Below are 15652 nucleotides of genomic sequence, written 5' to 3' on the forward strand. Positions count from 1 at the left end.
TCCTCGCAAGTACAGTGTGGTGAACGGTGAAGTGCAAGACAGCGTAGTGCAGAATGCTGGACTGTCACATTCATTTTATTGAACTGAACATTGAACTGAACTGGACTGGATGGAACGGTGACGGATCTCGATCAGCTCACGCAGTCGCTGGCGCGCAACCTCAAGCACTGGCGCACCGACAGGGGCTACACGCTCGATGCCCTGGCCGCCCGTGCGGGCGTGAGCCGCGGCATGATCATCCAGATCGAGCAGGCCCGGACGAACCCGAGCGTGGGGACGACCGTGAAGATCGCCGACGCGCTCGGCATCAGCATCACCACGCTTCTGGAGTACGACCAGGGGCCGCAGGTGCGGATCGTCGCGCCCGGCGACGCGGTACGGATGTGGTCCACCGAGACCGGCAGCCATACCTCGCTGCTCGTCGGCACGGAGGCGCCCGGCCCGTTCGAAATGTGGGACTGGCGGCTGATGCCGGGTGACCACAGTGAGTCGGATCCCCATCCGGCGGGGACGAAGGAGCTGATCCACGTACGTCGCGGGGAGCTGATCCTCGTCGTGGACGGGGCCGAACATGCGATACCGGCGGGCGCTTCGGCCACCTTCGAGGCGTCGGCCGCGCACGAGTACCGCAATGACGGCGAGGAGGTCGTGGAGATGACGATGGCGGTGATTGTTCCGTCCGGCCGTTGAGCCTGGCCGTTGAGTCTGGGAGTTGGGACAGGAGTCAGCTGTGCCCGTGACCCTGTTAGTTTGACGGACATGCCGACTTCAATGCCTCCGCCCTCTCCTTCCCCGGCCTCGTCTCCGTCCTCGTCTCCGTTCCCGTTCCCCTCCTCTTCGTCGTCGGCCACGCCCATGGACGCTTTCGATGATGTCCGGCCCGCCGTCGAGTGCCTGGATCTGCTGCCCGAGCCCGTTGCCGCCGCGATCCGCGACTGGCAGGGGCCGGTGGACGTCAAGCAGCTTGTTCACGTGGACACCGATCCGGCCATCGCCGACACTGCGCTGCTCGTCGAGCACTACGGTTCCTGGCTGCTCGAACAGTCCGCGAACTGCGTCGTGGTGGCGGGCAAGCGCGGCGACACCGTCACCCTCGCCGGCTGTGTGGTGCTCTCCACCACTCGTGTGGACGTGAATGGCGTCGTGCGCCGCGAACTGGGCTCCCGCAAGGCGTCGTTCGCCCCGATGGACACCGCGGTCGACCGCAGCGGCATGGAGTACGGCGGCATTACGCCCATCGGGCTGCCCGCCGACTGGCCGCTCCTGGTGGACGCGGCCGTCGCCGCCGCCCCGTACCTCCTGATCGGCAGCGGCGCCCGGCGCGGCAAGCTCATCGTCCCGGGCGAGGCGCTCGCGAACCTGCCGGGGGCGCGGGTGCTGGAAGGGCTGGGGCGCGCCGCCGGCTGAGCGGACGGGGGCGGGGGCGGGGGAGGCAGGTGGTCGGCGGCAGCGGCCAGGGTGCCGGCCGTGGTCAGAGCGCCGTGATGTCCGTGGCCGAGCCGAGGTACGTCTCGCCGAAGGCCGCCGCCGCTGCGTCCGACGCGAACAGTTGGCGCAGCCGGGCCGCCGCCGTGCCCGCGCGGAAGCGGTCGCCGGATGACGCCCCGTGCATCACCTCGGACAGCCACTGGGAGAACTCCTGGTACTGCCAGATCTTCCCCAGGCAGGCGTCCGAGTAGCGGGTGAGCGCCTGTTCGTCCCCCGTCGTGCAGGCCGCGATGAGCGCCTGGGCCAGCAGCAGTGCGTCGTGTACGGCCAGGTTCATGCCCTTGGCCGCGATCGGGGCGACCAGGTGGGCCGACTCGCCGGCGAGGTACAGGCGGCCGTATCCCATCGGCTCGACCACGTAGTTGTGCATGTCCAGGACCGTTTTCTCGATGATCCGGCCCTCGGTGAGCGGCTGTGCGCCGGTCGCGGCGAGGCGGGTGCGCAGCTCGCTCCAGATCCGTTCGTGCGGCCAGTTCGCCGGGTCGTCGCCCGGCGGGCACTCCAGGTAGTACCGGGTGACCTCGGGCGTGCGCGCCATCTGGGCGCTGAAGCCGCGCTCGTGGAGGCCGAAGACGACGCCCTCGGCGGACGGCGGGGCCTCGGCGAGCAGCGCGAGCCAGCCGATGCCGTAGTCCAGGCGGGAGATGCGGAGTTGGTCGGCGGGTATCGCGGCGCGAGCCACGCTCCGCGCGCCGTCGCAGCCGGCTATGTACGCGCAGTCGATGCGGCGCCGTTCGCCCGTCTCCGGGTCGGTGTACGAGACGGAGGGTCGGTCCGTGTCGATGCCGGTCGGCCGGACGTCCTGTACGCCGAAGCGGATGTCGCCGCGTGCCGTGTCCGCGTAGGCGGCGACCAGGTCCGTCACCAACAACGGCTGCGGGTAGACGAAATGGCTCTGCCCGGAGAACTTGCCCGGCTCCACAACGTGCCGCTCCCCGTCCCACCGGAACTCGAACGACCGCTGCCGCTCGGCCCGTTCCAGTAGCCCGTCGGCCAGCCCGTGCCGGTCCAGGGCACGTACCACCCACTCCTCGATGAAGCCGGCCCGCGGCCGCTGTTCGATGAACTCCCGGCTGCCCGCCTCCAGTACGACGCAGCCGACGCCGGCGGCGTGCAGGACGTTCGCGAGCGTCAGCCCGGCGGGGCCGGCGCCGATGATGACGACGGACGTGCGGTGCGCCTGGTCGGCGCGGGAGGACGCGGTGGCGGGGGAGTCGGCCACGATGGCGGTCCCTTCATGAGGGTGGGGGCGGCGGGGGGAAGGGGGAGCGGCGGTGCGGAAGGGAACGGGACTGGACGGGGCGGGGCGGGGCGACGACCAAAGTCGGAGCGACGACCAAAGTCGGAGTGAGGGCCGAAGTCGGAGTGGGGACCAGAACCAGAATCGGGACCAGATCCGGGTGGCAGTGTATGGCCGAAGTGGCAGGTCAGCGGCGGTGGGTGCGATGTATGGCCACGTACGAGCTGTGCCCACGCGTATGAGATGTGCCTATGTACGAGATGTGACTACGTGCGGCGTGCATTCGCGTAGGTGCGGACGTCGAGGGACAGGGGTGTCGAGTGTTCCGCGAAGCCGAGGCCGCGGTACAGGGCCTCCGCCTCGTCGGTGGCGTGCAGGTCGACTCGGGACACGCCCTGTTCGGCCAGCCACGTCAGCAGCGCTTCGGTCGTCGCGCGGGCGTACCCGCGGCCGCGGTACTCCGGGTCCGTGCACACGTTGAAGATGAAGGCGAAGCGTCCCGTGGGGTGCTGCGGTGCGGGGAGCCGCTGCTCGACCGTTCCCACCGCGCAGGCGGCCAGTCGGGGAGCAGTGCTTTCGTCCGCCGCGCCGTCCGCGTCCACGACGAAGGCGCCCAGCACCGGGTCGGGGCCCGAGAGCTGTCGGCGCGCGATCTCCGCGGCGCTCTCTTCCCAGCTGCCCGGCTCGTCGGAGCCGTTCATCGACGCGAACATCAGCCGACGCAGCCGTACCAGTTCCTCGGCGTCCTCGGGGCCTGCCTGTCGTATCTCGATCATGACCGGACGCTAGCGCACGCGCGCGGGGCGCCGGCGCACGTATGCGTACGTCGTGAGCGCAGCGCCTTGGCCATTAGCGGCTTTTTGGTTGTTTTGGGATCCTGGGAGAGGAGAACCGGTCCAGTGGAGGTGTGGAAGCCATGCCCGAACCAGGGAGCAAGAAGTTCGACAGGCGACGGGCGAAGCTCCGTCGGGAAGCCGAGGACCAGGGAATCCCGGACAAGCACGCGAACGAGGACGCGAAGGGGCGGCTCGAGGACGACCCGCACTGGCAGACCCACGGCCCCCGGACGGAGCGCGGGCTCGGCCCGAAGGGGCAGCGCAACGAACGCGACGACCAGCGGAACTCCTGAGGAGGACGCGGTGAGCAAGAGCAAGAACCCGCAGTCGAACGAACTGCGCCGCAGTGGCAAGAGCGCCGCCGTCCAGGACGCGGCCGAGGCCAAGGCGGGCTCCGACCGGAAGGTGGGCCCCGGCGGCGCCGAGCACGCGCACGGTACCGACAAGGGCCGCAAGGGCGGTGGCCCGGGTGGCGGCGTCCCTGCCGATCAGAGCCCCGAGCACCCGTAAGTCCGACGACGACGCCGACGGCGACCCGTAAGGCCGACGACGACCCGTACGCCTGTCGACGAGCCGTTAAGCCGTCGACCACCTCGACCACCCGTAACCCCCGTCCGCGCCCCGGCTCAGGCCGGGGCGCCGTCGGTTCTCAGCCCCAGCTGTCGGTTCTCAGCCCAGCCGGGGGATCTCGATCGCGGGGCAGCGGTCCATGACCATGTCGAGTCCGGCGGCGCGGGTGCGCTCGTACGCCGCCTCGTCGATGACGCCGAGCTGGAACCAGACCGCCTTGGCGCCGATGGCGACGGCCTGGTCGGCGACCTGTCCCGCGAGGGCGCTGTTCACGAAGGTGTCGACGACGTCGATCTCGAAGGGGATGGCGTCGAGGGAGGGGTAACCCCGTTCCCCGTGCACCGTCTCCGCCTTCGGGTGCACGGGGACGATCCGTTTGCCGAATCGCTGCAGTACGTCCGCGACGCCGTACGCGGCCCTCCGCTGGTTCGAGGACAGGCCCACGATGGCCCAGGTGTCCCCGAGCTCCGTCAGGATCTTGCGAATGGTCGCCGAGTCGTCATCGCCGTACATGGGTGCCTCCTGCGGTTGTCAGGTGAAAATATCAGTCCATGATGACGCCGATGTTCCGGCACCACGGCACCCGACCCACCTCGCTGACCGGGATGACCTGGGGTTTGTCCGGTCGGGAATGATTCTGCCGGGGTGTTCGTTGAAGAGGTCGGTCGCAGTTTTTGCTTGTGTTTGTGCAGTCGCATGCTCGCAGAGAAACGATGTTGCGAGCGCGGAGCTTTCCTTCCAGGAGCAGTCGCGTCGTGAGGCGGCCGGGATCTCGCACGGTGCGAGTTCCGACACAGCCCCTGTAAGGAGCAGAAAATGACCCAGGGCACCGTTAAGTGGTTCAACGCCGAGAAGGGCTTCGGCTTCATCGCCCAGGCCGACGGCCCGGACGTCTTCGTCCACTACTCGGAGATCGACGGCGCGGGCTTCCGCAGCCTCGATGAGAACCAGCAGGTCGAGTTCGACGTCGTCCAGGGCCCCAAGGGCCCGCAGGCCGTGGATGTCCGCGCGCTCTGAGCTGAGATGACATGACGAGGTGCCCGTACCGGAAGGTACGGGCACCTCGTTTTTGTAACCCCTGGTTCGTGGCTCCTGGCCGGAAAGCGTCTTACGGCCATGCTTGCAGCCGCTCTACGTTGACCTCGTGACCAGATTTCGAAATTGGTCATGAAGTCAGAGCGGTACATGGAGGAGGCGAGCAGGTGGAGCGTGGTGAGCGGATTCTGGAGGCGGCGGGGGAGCTGCTGGTCGCATGGGGGTACCGGCGCGTCACCATCGACGAGATCGCCCGTCGCGCCCAGGTCGGCAAGGGCACGGTCTACCTGCACTGGAAGACCAAGGACGCGCTCTTCCTGGCCGTCGTCCTGCAGGCCAAACTCCGCAGCCACCGTGCCCAGTCGGCCCGTATGCGCACCGACCCGCTGGAAGTGCTGCCCAGCCGGATGATGAGCGGGGTGTACCAGGATTTCCTGGCGGACCCCGTACTGCGCGCCTTCTACAACGACGACGCCGACGTTCTCGGCCAGTTCAACGACATCGCCAAGAAGGAGCTCGCCGAGCTCTCGGCGTACGGCGACCAGGTGGTGCGCCGTTACCTCGAAGTGCTGCGCGAACACGGGCTGGTGCGCACGGACATGGACGTCGTGCAGCAGCAGTACGCGCTGCTCGCGACGGCCTCCGGCTTCTTCCTGTCCGAAGCGCTGCTGCACGACCGCGCCCCGCACACCGCGGAGGACCGGTCCGCCATCCTCGCCCACACGATCCGGAGTGCGCTGGAGACCTCAGCCGACCCGGACCCCGGAACCGCCCCCGCCCCCGCCCGCACCCGCGCGGCCGCGGAAGCCGCCGCGTTGGAGATCATCCCGCTCTACGAGCGCCTCGAAGAGCTCAGCGAGCAGGAAATGCGGCGGCAATTGCGTCATTGACGTGACCGACCCCCCACGACCTGGAGGAGAACGCACGATGACCGAAGCACCCGCCACCCCGGCCTCCCCGATGACCGCCCACGTCGGCAAGCACCCCGGCGAGCCGAACGTCGCCGACCCCGCGCTCCTCGCCGACCCGTTCGGCGGCTACGGCGCGCTGCGGGAGAAGGGGCCCGTCGTCCGCGGCCGGTTCGTGGACGACTCGCCCGTATGGTTCGTGACCCGTTTCGACGAGGTACGCGCAGTCCTGCGGGATCAGCGGTTCGTGAACAACCCGGCGGTGGTGGCGGCGGACGGTACGCGCGAGGACCCGCTGATCCGGCTGCTGGACATGCTCGGCATGCCCGAGCACCTGCACGTCTACATGCGCGGCTCCATCCTCAACAACGACGCCCCCGACCACACCCGGCTCCGTCGCCTGGTGTCGCGCGCTTTCACGGCGCGCAAGATCACCGATCTGCGGCCGCGGGTCGAGGAGATAGCCGACGACCTGCTGAACCGCCTCCCCGAGCACGCCGAGGACGGCGTCGTCGACCTCCTCGAACACTTCGCGTACCCGCTGCCCATCACCGTCATCTGTGAGCTGGTCGGCATCGCGGAGGAGGACCGCCCGCAGTGGCGGGCCTGGGGCGCCGACCTCCTCACGATGGACCCGGAGCGGATGGGCCGGACGTTCCCCGCCATGATCGAGCACATACACGAGCTGGTCAGGGAGCGGCGCGGCGCGCTCACCGATGACCTCATCAGCGAGCTGATACGGGCCCATGACGACGACGGCGGCCGGCTCAGCGACGTCGAGATGGTCACCATGATCCTCACGCTGGTCCTGGCCGGGCACGAGACCACGGCGCATCTCATCACCAACGGCACGGCCGCGCTGCTCACCCATCCCGACCAGCTGAGCCTGTTCCGGTCGGACCCGGCGCTGCTCCCGTCCGCCGTCCACGAGCTGCTGCGCTGGTGCGGGCCGGTGCACATGACCCAGCTGCGGTACGCCGCCGAGGACGCCGACATTGCCGGTACCCGCATCCGCAAGGGTGAGGCCGTGCAGCTGCTCCTGGTCGCCGCCAACCGCGATCCCCGCCACTACGCCGACCCCGACCGGCTCGACCTGACCCGCCACCCGGCCGGGCGCGCCGAGGACCACGTCGGCTTCGGCCACGGCATGCACTACTGCCTGGGTGCCTCGCTCGCCCGCCAGGAGGGCGAAGTCGCGTTCGGCCGGCTGTTCGCCCGGTACCCCGGCCTGTCCCTCGCCGTCGACCCGGCGGAGCTGCAGCGGGCACCGGTACCGGGCAGCTGGCGGCTGACCGCCCTGCCGGTCCGTCTGTCGAGGCTGTAGGGAACGGTGACCGCCCTGCCCGTCCGCTTTAGGGGCTGCAGGGGCTGCAGGGGCCGGTGACCGTCCTGCCGGTCCGCCTGTGGCGGGGCCCGGGCCGCCCCGTAGGGTGGCGTGATGCAGGAGCAGTACGTCACCCTCGCCGCCGAAGGCGTCCACGAGATCGAGATCAACAAGTCTCGCTTCATCTGCGCGCTCGCGCCGGTGGCGAGTGAGGCCGAGGCGCAGGAGTTCATCGCGCGCATCCGCAAGGAGCACCCGACCGCCCGGCACAACTGCTTCGCGTACGTCATCGGCGCCGACGGCGGCGTCCAGAAGGCGAGCGACGACGGTGAGCCGGGCGGCACGGCGGGCGTCCCGATGCTGCAGATGCTCGTGCGGCGCGAGATGCGGTACGTCGTCGCCGTCGTCACCCGCTACTTCGGCGGCATCAAGCTCGGCGCGGGCGGGCTGATCAGGGCGTACGGCGGGGTGGTCGGGGAGGCCCTGGACGCGCTGGGCACCGTCACCCGCCGCCGGTTCCGGCTGGTCACGGTCACCGTCGACCACCAGCGGGCCGGCAAGGTCGAGAACGACCTGCGAGCCACCGGGCGCGACGTCCGGGACGTCCGCTACGCCGAGGCGGTCACCTTCGAGATCGGCCTCCCCGAGAGCGAGCTGCCCGCCTTCCGTGCCTGGCTCGCCGACGCCACCGCCGGCACGGCCACGCTGGAGCTGGGCGGCGAGGCGTACGGAGAGTAGCCGTACGGAGAGTAGCCGTACAGGGAGTGGCCCTGCGGCCAGTAGTCCTGCGGCCAGTAGTCCCACGCGGAGTAGTCCTACGGCGGCGTAGCGGGGTTGTCCTGATTGAGCCCCGCGGTGCCGGGTAACCGGTCACGTGCGGGGCGAGCAGGATTGTCCCTTTCAACGCGTGAGGAGGTGCGATGACCAGCACCGCTGCACCGAATCCCGAAACGTACGGGCCCGCGCCCGGATCCGCTCCCCGCGACCCGGAACCCGTACCGCGCGATCCCGAACCGCCCGAGCAGACCCCCGACGAACCGGCGCCCGTCACCCCCGGCCCGGCGGCGCCCGACGCGCCTCCGGACGAGCAGCCGGAGACCCCGCCCGGCGCCCCGGCGCCGGAGCCACCCGACTGATGACCGACGGCGGCGGGCCGGACGGCCGGGTCAGAGGCCGGCGCGAGACCCCCGAGGAGCGGGCGGACCGGCGATGGGCGGAGCTGCTCCAGGAGCTGCGCGTCGCGCAGACCGGCGTACAGATCCTCTTCGGCTTCCTGCTCACCGTCGTCTTCCAGCCCGGTTTCGCGCGCCTGGACGACATCGGCCGGGACATCTACGTCGTCACGGTCGTGCTCGGCGCCGCGACGACCGGCTCCCTCATCGGCCCGGTGTCGCTGCACCGGCTCGTGACGGGGCACCGCCTCAAGCCGCAGACGGTGACGTGGGCCTCCCGCCTCACCGTGCTCGGGCTGGTGCTGCTGCTGTGCACGATGGCGTCGGCCATGCTGCTCATCCTGCGCGTCGCGCTGCACGGCTCCGGTGCGCTGTGGCTGGTGGGCGGGATGCTCGTGTGGTTCATCCTGTGCTGGTTCGCGCTCCCGGTGTACGCGCGGCGCAGCGCTTCCCGTCGCCACGGCTCCGATCAGGATCAGGGATGACCGGGATGACAGGGATGACAGGGATGAACACGCGGGATCAGCGCGGGAGGAGTACCGGCGTGAGGTCCGGGTCCTCGAAGTCCTTGTCGTCGAAGGGGTAGAGGGGGCGCTCGACACGGTGGTGGCCCAGGCGGAGCAGGTCCTGGTCGACGCCGCCGGGGGTCAGCGCGAGCAGCCAGTCGGCGGCCATGTCGTACAGCTCCGGCTCCAGGTAGCCGATCTTGACGACGACCAGGTCGTACGCCGTCGGATCCAGTGCGCCGAAGTCGGCACGTGTGTGGAACGGCGTGCGGCGTTCGGTGAGCACGACGGTGACGCCGCCGCGGGTGACGGCGGCGCGGCGGCCGCCCTGCTCATAGGCGGGATTGCCCCGCGGGGCGTCGCCCGATGCGGGGGCCGGGCCTTCCAACGCCGTGACCGTGCCGGTCAGTTCGTACGGCGCGGCGTGCGGGCCCGTGCCCGCGCTGAAGCGGCCGCCCACCGACAGGGTCACCTCGGCGCCCACGCCCGCGGCGAAGCACGCGGCGACCGCTTGCGGGTCCGTGATACCCGGGTGCAGCGCGGTGACCCGGCCGCTCGCCAGGCCCTCGTGCGCGAGCAGCCGGCCGAGCATGTACGCGAGGTCGCCGGCCCCGCCCGCGGTCGGGTTGTCGCCGGAGTCGCTGATCAGGAAGGGGCGGGCGGGGGACGCGACGGCGCGGCGGACGCAGCCGTCGGCGTCGTCGGTCGGGCCGACGAAGACGAAGTCGCGGCGTACGTCCCAGTACCGCTGGGCGAGCGAACGGGCCTGGTCGCGGGCCAGGTCCGGATCGTCGCCCGTGACCACGACGGCGGCCCGGCAGCGGGGCTCGTCGGCCCACGCGTACCCGACCCAGACCGCCGCGTCGACGATGCCGTCCAGCGCCTCGACGGCGGCGAGCCGCCCGTACAGGGACTTCGCCGGCTCCAGGCGGGTGCTGGTCTTCTCGCCGGGGAGCAGGACCGGCACCTGTACCCACGCGCGGTGCGGACGGCCGAGCCCCGCGGCCAGCCGCTCGACGAGCTTGCGGGCGGCGCGTTCGCGGGTCTCCCAGGCGTCCTCGTGCGGCGCGAGGCGGTGCGCGGTGAGCAGGTCGAGGGGTTCGGCGAAGGCCCGCGAGACATTGCCGTGCAGATCCATCGCGGCGGAGATCAGCGCGTCGGGGCCGATGGCGTCCCGTACGGCCGCAGTGAGATCCGCTTCCGCGTCGTCCATGCCGACGACGCTCATCGCGCCGTGGATGTCGTAGACAAGTCCGTCCAGCGGCCCTGATTCCCTGATCCGGTCCGTGAGTTCGGCCTTGACGCGGTCGTACGTGGCGCGCTCGACCGGTCCGCCGGGCAGGGCGACGGCGTGCACGAGCGGCACCCACTCCACGAGGTCGGCGAGATCGCTCTCGGGCTGCGTCCAGGTGTAGCGGTCCAGCAGTTCGCCGTCGCGGGTGACGCGGAAGTCGTCGTACGCCGAGCGGTGCGGGCAGAACTGGCTGGACTCGATGGACATACCCCCGATGGCGATTCTGAGCATGGCAACTCCCGTGTGGAACAAGGCGGTGGGGAAATCAGTGCGGGCTGATGGCAGAGGGCAGTTCGTGCAGAGCGGCGTATCCCGCGCCCAGCAGCCCGGCGTCCGGGCCGCCGCTCGCCGCCACGATCGTCAGATCGCTCGTCGCCATCGGCAGGCAGCGCTCGTACAGGACCCCGCGCACCGCCGCGACCAGCGGCTCCGCGCCCGCCAGCGCGCCGCCGAGCACCACCGCCTCGGGGTTGAAGAAGTTGACGACGACGGAGAGCACCGCGCCGATGTGCCGCCCCGCCTGCCGGACCAGCGTCGTTGCGTGCGGCTCGCCGTGCTCGACCAGGCGGAGGATGTCGGCGGCGGAGTCCGCCTCGATGGACTCGGCCCGCAGCGCGGCGGCGATCGCGGCGCCGCTCGCCACCGTCTCCAGGCAGCCGACGTTGCCGCAGGAACACGGGCGTTCGGCGGCCGCGTCCACCCGGACGTGGCTGATGTCGCCCGCCGAGCCGCGGGCGCCGCGGTAGAGCCGGCCGTGGCTGATGACACCGGAGCCGATGCCGCGGCCCGCCTTGACGACGACCAGGTGGCGCAGTGCGGCGTGGGCCGCGCGGTGTTCGCCCAGCGCCAGGGCGTTGGCGTCGTTGTCGACGGCGACGGGGAGCCCGAGGCGGTCCGCGAGCGTGTCGCGCAGCTCGTACAGATGCCAGCCGGGCATCCGGGACGGGGCGATGACCCGGCCGGACGCCGGGTCGACGGGGCCGGGGAAGGCGATACCGACGCCGCGTACCGTACGGCCCGCCGCGCGCTGCCGGTCGGCGAGGGACGCCAGGCGCTCGGCGAGCAGCTCGACGGCCGGGCCGGGCCCGGCCGTCAGGTCGTACGCCTGCTCCTCGACGTCGAAGGCCGCGCCGGTCAGGGCCACGGCGCCGGTACGGATGTGACGGCTGCCCAGGTCGGCGGCGAGCGCGACGGCGCCGCTGTCCGGGACGCGCAGCAGGCGCGGGCGGCGGCCGCCGCGCGAGGCGCCCTCGCCGTCCTCGGCCAGCAGCCCGGCGTCGACCAGCTCCTGGACGCGCGCCGAGACGGTCGAGGCGGCGAGCCCCAGCTCCCGTACGAGGTCGGCGCGGGAGGCGGCGGAGCCGTTCGCGACGAGTTCGAGGACGTGCGCGGCGGATCCGGGCTGCTCCTCGGCGGCGGTCATGGTGACGCGAGCCTTTCGGTGACGACGGTGTGGCTTCCTGACGGTGATGACTTCCTTCGATTCTCGAAGAAAGAGAGGGAAGGAACTGCGGGCCAGTGAACAGTAGTTGCGGGAGTTGCGCCAGACCCTTGACTTCTTTTCGCGGTCATCCGTACTTTGCTCGCTATCTTCGGCCGGTCGACCACAGCGGAGGCAGCATGGGACCGCGTTCCACCCGAATACGCGGCCCGCTGACGGCCATCGGTGCTGCCCTGCTCGTCCTCGCGCTCCTCGCCGGCTGCGCCCCGAGGGGCGAACGGGTCACCGGCCTCGGCGCCACGGGCGGCACGAGAGTCGAGGGCGGCACCGCGACCATGGCGCTGCCGCCCGCCGCCACCCCCAACTGGATCTTCCCGATCGCGGCGCCCGGCTACCTCGCGTCGTACAACAGCGCCATCCAGAACCTGCTGTTCCTGCCGCTCTACACGCCCGAGCCCAAGGGCGACGCGCTCACCATGGAAAGCCGGCGCAACCTCGCGCGGCAGCCCCGCTACAGCGACGGCAACAGAACGGTGACCGTCACCCTGAAGCCGGGGTACGAGTGGTCCGACGGCAAAGCCGTCACCGCCCGCGACGTCGCCTTCTGGTTCGATCTGATCCGGCACAACAAGAAGGAGTGGGTCGGGTACTCGCCCGGTCTCATGCCGGACGACGTCAAGCGGTTCGAGGTCGTCGGCGAGCGCACCTTCCGGCTCCGGCTCCGCCGCGCGTACAACCCCGCCTGGTTCACCGCCAACGAACTCCAGAACTTCACCGCGCTGCCCGAGCACGCCTGGAACCCGAAGGGCGAAGGGCCGAAGAAGGTCTTCGCGCGGCTGACGGGCCACGCCAAGAAGCTGTCGACGTTCGCCACCGATCCGCTGTGGAAGACCGTCGACGGCCCCTGGACCATCGAGAAGTGGAACACCTCCGGGCAGGTCACGCTGGTGCCCAACAAGAAGTACCGGGGCCCCGACAAGCCGCACCTCGACCGGGTCGTCCTCAAGCCCTTCACCACCGCCGACTCCGAGTTCAACGTGCTCCGCGCGGGCGGCGTCGACTACGGCTACATCCCGCCCTCCGTGATGGCCCAGTCCACGACCTTCAAGAAGCTCGGATACCGGATCGATCCCTGGGAAGGCTGGGCGATCACCTATCTCGTACTGAACTTCCACCACCCCACCGCCGGGCCCATGCTCCGCCAGACCTATCTCCGGCAGGCCCTGCAGCGCCTCATCGACCAGGAGTCCATCTCGCGCGTCATCTGGCACGGCAGCGCCGAGCCGACGCTCGGGCCCGTGCCCGCGAGCCTGATGGACCACAATCCGTACCCCTACGACCCGAAGGCGGCGGCGCGGCTCCTCGCGCGGCACGGCTGGCGGGCGCCGGCGGCGGACCCGGACGGGGTACTGCGCTGCGCGCGCCCCGGGACGGGGCCGGGGGAGTGCGGCAAGGGCATCGCCCGCGGTCAGGAGCTGCGGCTCGAACTGCTCACGGAGTCCGGCTCGACCGAGACCTCCAACACCATGCAGGAGATCAAGTCCTCCTTCGGCAAGGCGGGCGTCGCCCTCGACATCCGGCAGCAGCCGCTGAACACCGTCCTGGGCACGACCGTGCCCTGCGAGAGGACCGAGCCCGTCTGCTCGGCCTGGCAGCTGGGCTTCTTCGGCACCCAGGGCAGCTGGTACTTCCCGGTGAACCCCAGCGGCGAACAGCTCTTCGCCACGGGCGCGCCCTCCAACATGGGCAACTGGTCCGACCCCGCGACGGACCGGCTGATCAAGGCGACGGAGTTCTCCGACGACCCCGGCGCCATGCGGGACTACGGTCGCCGGGTCGCCGCACAGCTGCCCGTGCTCTGGACGCCCAACCCCGCCTACCAGGTCTCCGTCATCCGCAACGACCTGCGCGGCATCGACCAGAACCCGACCCTCACCCTGGCACCCCAGGACTGGTACTTCGTGAAGAAGGGGGGCCGGGACACATGACCCGCTTCCTGCTCACGCGGCTCGCGCAGGCCGCCGTCGTGCTCCTGCTCGTCTCCGTCATCGTCTTCGTCCTCCTGCACCTGCTGCCCGGCGGCCCGGCCCGCGCCATCCTCGGCGTCCAGGCCACCCCGCAGGCCGTCGCGCACTTCAACCACCAGCAGGGGTACGACCGTTCGCTGCCCGAGCAGTACGTGCTGTACCTCGGGCGGCTGTTCGGCGGCGACCTGGGGGAGTCCTACAAGCTCAACCAGTCCGTCACCTCGCTGCTGGGTGAGCGACTGCCCCGTACCGCGCTGCTCGCGGGCCTGGCGATCGCGCTCGCCGCCGTCCTCGCCGTGCCGCTCGGCATCCTGCAGGCCGTGCGCCGCGGAAAGGCCGCCGACCACGTCCTGACCGGCGCGGCCTTCCTCGCCTACGCCACGCCCGTCTTCTTCCTCGGCCTCGTCCTGATCCTGGTCTTCAGCCAGCAGTTCCCCGTCTTCCCCGCGCAGGCGCCGCAGGCCGACACCGTCGGCGGCATCCTCGGCGAGCCACGCGCCCTCGTGCTGCCCGTCGTGACCACGGCGCTCGGCATTATCGCCGCGTTCAGCCGCTACATGCGCTCGGCCGTGCTGGACAACCTCGGCGAGGAATACGTACGGACCGCGCGCGCCAAGGGCCAGTCCGGCGCCCGCATCATGGCCCGGCACGTGCTGCGCAACGCCCTCATCCCGCTCGCGACCCTCCTCGGGCTCTACCTCCCGACGCTCTTCAGCGGCACCCTCGTCGTCGAGTCGATGTTCAACTACCCCGGCATGGGGCTGCTGTTCTGGAACGCGGCGCAGGGCAGCGACTTCCCGGTGCTGCTCGGCGTCACCCTCGTCGTCGGCTGTGCGACCGTGCTCGGCTCGCTGCTCGCCGACATCGCGTATGCCCTGCTCGACCCGCGCATCAGGAGCGTCGCATGACCGCCGCCGAACTCCCCGTGCCCGGCGGCGCCGGCCCGGCCGCCGCCACGCCGAGCCTCGCCCGCCGCACCGCCGCCGGCTTCGCCCGCAACAGGCTCGCGCTCGCCGGACTGATCGTCCTCGCCGCGCTGCTCGCGCTCTGCTTCCTCGGCCCGCTGCTCCACCCCACCGACCAGGTCCACACCGACCTCTCCCGGGCCAGCCTCCCGCCCGGTACCGACGGGCACCTCCTCGGCACCACCGACCTCGGGTACGACATGCTCGGCCGGCTGATGTACGGCGGCCGGACCTCCCTCGAAGTGGGTCTCGCCGCCGGACTGCTCGCCACCCTCTTCGGGACGGTGTACGGGGCGGTCGCGGGGTACTTCGGGGGCTGGCTCGACGCCGCCATGATGCGGATCACCGACGCCGCGCTCGCCATCCCCGCGCTCTTCCTGCTGGTCGTGGTCGCCGCCATCGTCACGCCCAGCAAACCCGTCCTCATCCTCATCATCGCGTCCGTCGCCTGGCTCTCCCCGGCCCGGCTCATCCGCGGCGAGGCACTGGCCCTGCGCAGCCGGGACTACGTCCACGCCATGCGCCTGATGGGCGGCGGCGGAGGCCGGGCGGTCTTCCGGCACATCGTCCCGAACGCCCTCGGCACCGTCGTCGTCAACGCCACCTTCCAGATCGCCGACGCCATCCTCTACGTCGCCTACCTGTCCTTCCTCGGGCTGTCCATCCCACCGCCCGCCGCCGACTGGGGCTCGATGCTCTCCGCCGGCATCACCTACACCCAGGTCGGCCACTGGTGGCTGATCTTCCCGCCGGGCATCGCCATCGTCCTCGTCGTCGCCGCCTTCAACTTCCTCGGCGACGGCCTGCGGGACGCCTTCGACGTGCGACTCCAGAAGAACTGAGGCA

Annotated in this window: 18 protein-coding genes; 13 read left to right on the forward strand and 5 right to left on the reverse strand. The window is 70.9% G+C overall.

All coding sequences use genetic code 11. The features are described 5' to 3' along the window. Positions 1-117 precede the first annotated feature (117 nt). Together ACZ4MH_RS14690 and ACZ4MH_RS14695 are read left to right on the forward strand one after the other, a co-directional pair. A complete protein-coding gene (locus ACZ4MH_RS14690; RefSeq protein WP_351586136.1) occupies positions 118-690 on the forward strand; it encodes a helix-turn-helix domain-containing protein in 573 nt (190 codons plus the stop codon). 165 nt (positions 691-855) lie between these two features. Then, on the forward strand, positions 856-1407 hold the full coding sequence (locus tag ACZ4MH_RS14695) for a YbaK/EbsC family protein (RefSeq protein ID WP_351586137.1): 552 nt from the start codon (positions 856-858) through the stop codon (positions 1405-1407). Positions 1408-1471: 64 nt separating this feature from the next. Here the strand turns inward: ACZ4MH_RS14695 and ACZ4MH_RS14700 are convergent, their stop codons facing one another. Further along, a complete protein-coding gene (locus tag ACZ4MH_RS14700) occupies positions 1472-2713 on the reverse strand; it encodes a 4-hydroxybenzoate 3-monooxygenase (protein WP_351586200.1) in 1242 nt (413 codons plus the stop codon). A gap of 281 nt (positions 2714-2994) precedes the next feature. After that, the gene (locus tag ACZ4MH_RS14705; RefSeq protein WP_351586139.1) at positions 2995-3504 is read right to left on the reverse strand and encodes a GNAT family N-acetyltransferase; all 510 of its coding nucleotides are present in this window, start codon (positions 3502-3504) and stop codon (positions 2995-2997) included. Positions 3505-3644: 140 nt separating this feature from the next. Here ACZ4MH_RS14705 and ACZ4MH_RS14710 point away from each other — a divergent pair, with 140 nt between their 5' ends. Beyond that, positions 3645-3857, forward strand: a complete 213-nt coding sequence (locus tag ACZ4MH_RS14710) for a hypothetical protein (RefSeq protein ID WP_351586141.1) — start codon at positions 3645-3647, stop codon at positions 3855-3857. A gap of 10 nt (positions 3858-3867) precedes the next feature. After that, positions 3868-4074: a hypothetical protein gene (locus ACZ4MH_RS14715; protein ID WP_351586143.1), complete on the forward strand. Its 207-nt coding sequence runs from the start codon at positions 3868-3870 to the stop codon at positions 4072-4074. Between the two features lie 159 nt (positions 4075-4233). On the opposite strand, the gene ACZ4MH_RS14720 is transcribed toward ACZ4MH_RS14715, so the two are convergent. Then, positions 4234-4647, reverse strand: a complete 414-nt coding sequence (locus ACZ4MH_RS14720; RefSeq protein ID WP_351586145.1) for a CoA-binding protein — start codon at positions 4645-4647, stop codon at positions 4234-4236. Between the two features lie 303 nt (positions 4648-4950). On the opposite strand from ACZ4MH_RS14720, the gene ACZ4MH_RS14725 reads away from it, so the two are divergent. The 6 genes from ACZ4MH_RS14725 (at position 4951) to ACZ4MH_RS14750 (ending at position 9058) form a co-directional block, all read left to right on the forward strand. Continuing rightward, complete coding sequence (locus ACZ4MH_RS14725) at positions 4951-5151, forward strand: cold-shock protein (RefSeq protein ID WP_030255872.1); 201 nt, start codon at positions 4951-4953, stop codon at positions 5149-5151. 185 nt (positions 5152-5336) lie between these two features. Then, a complete protein-coding gene (locus ACZ4MH_RS14730; RefSeq protein ID WP_351586148.1) occupies positions 5337-6059 on the forward strand; it encodes a TetR/AcrR family transcriptional regulator in 723 nt (240 codons plus the stop codon). A 37-nt stretch (positions 6060-6096) separates the two neighbouring features. After that, positions 6097-7401, forward strand: coding sequence for a cytochrome P450 family protein (locus ACZ4MH_RS14735; protein ID WP_351586150.1), 1305 nt, complete (start codon positions 6097-6099; stop codon positions 7399-7401). Positions 7402-7515: 114 nt separating this feature from the next. Further along, a complete protein-coding gene (locus ACZ4MH_RS14740) occupies positions 7516-8139 on the forward strand; it encodes a YigZ family protein (RefSeq protein WP_351586152.1) in 624 nt (207 codons plus the stop codon). 182 nt (positions 8140-8321) lie between these two features. Continuing rightward, positions 8322-8537 (forward strand): hypothetical protein, encoded by a 216-nt coding sequence (locus tag ACZ4MH_RS14745; RefSeq protein WP_351586154.1) that lies wholly within the window; start codon positions 8322-8324, stop codon positions 8535-8537. Further along, positions 8537-9058, forward strand: a complete 522-nt coding sequence (locus ACZ4MH_RS14750) for a DUF6328 family protein (protein WP_351586156.1) — start codon at positions 8537-8539, stop codon at positions 9056-9058. Before ACZ4MH_RS14745 ends, ACZ4MH_RS14750 begins: the two co-directional genes overlap by 1 nt. A gap of 37 nt (positions 9059-9095) precedes the next feature. On the opposite strand, the gene ACZ4MH_RS14755 is transcribed toward ACZ4MH_RS14750, so the two are convergent. Both ACZ4MH_RS14755 and ACZ4MH_RS14760 read right to left on the reverse strand, forming a co-directional pair. Beyond that, positions 9096-10604, reverse strand: coding sequence for a M81 family metallopeptidase (locus ACZ4MH_RS14755; RefSeq protein ID WP_351586158.1), 1509 nt, complete (start codon positions 10602-10604; stop codon positions 9096-9098). A 34-nt stretch (positions 10605-10638) separates the two neighbouring features. After that, positions 10639-11796, reverse strand: coding sequence for an ROK family transcriptional regulator (locus ACZ4MH_RS14760; RefSeq protein WP_351586160.1), 1158 nt, complete (start codon positions 11794-11796; stop codon positions 10639-10641). Positions 11797-11993: 197 nt separating this feature from the next. On the opposite strand from ACZ4MH_RS14760, the gene ACZ4MH_RS14765 reads away from it, so the two are divergent. The 3 genes from ACZ4MH_RS14765 to ACZ4MH_RS14775 are packed head-to-tail and all read left to right on the forward strand — an operon-like array spanning position 11994 to position 15648. Then, on the forward strand, positions 11994-13802 hold the full coding sequence (locus ACZ4MH_RS14765; protein ID WP_351586162.1) for a peptide ABC transporter substrate-binding protein: 1809 nt from the start codon (positions 11994-11996) through the stop codon (positions 13800-13802). Next, entirely contained in the window at positions 13799-14749 is a 951-nt protein-coding gene (locus tag ACZ4MH_RS14770; RefSeq protein WP_351586164.1) for an ABC transporter permease, read from the forward strand. Before ACZ4MH_RS14765 ends, ACZ4MH_RS14770 begins: the two co-directional genes overlap by 4 nt. Beyond that, entirely contained in the window at positions 14746-15648 is a 903-nt protein-coding gene (locus ACZ4MH_RS14775) for an ABC transporter permease (RefSeq protein WP_351586166.1), read from the forward strand. Before ACZ4MH_RS14770 ends, ACZ4MH_RS14775 begins: the two co-directional genes overlap by 4 nt. Positions 15649-15652: the final 4 nt, after the last annotated feature.

Source organism: Streptomyces sp. NPDC026301 (assembly GCF_055567935.1).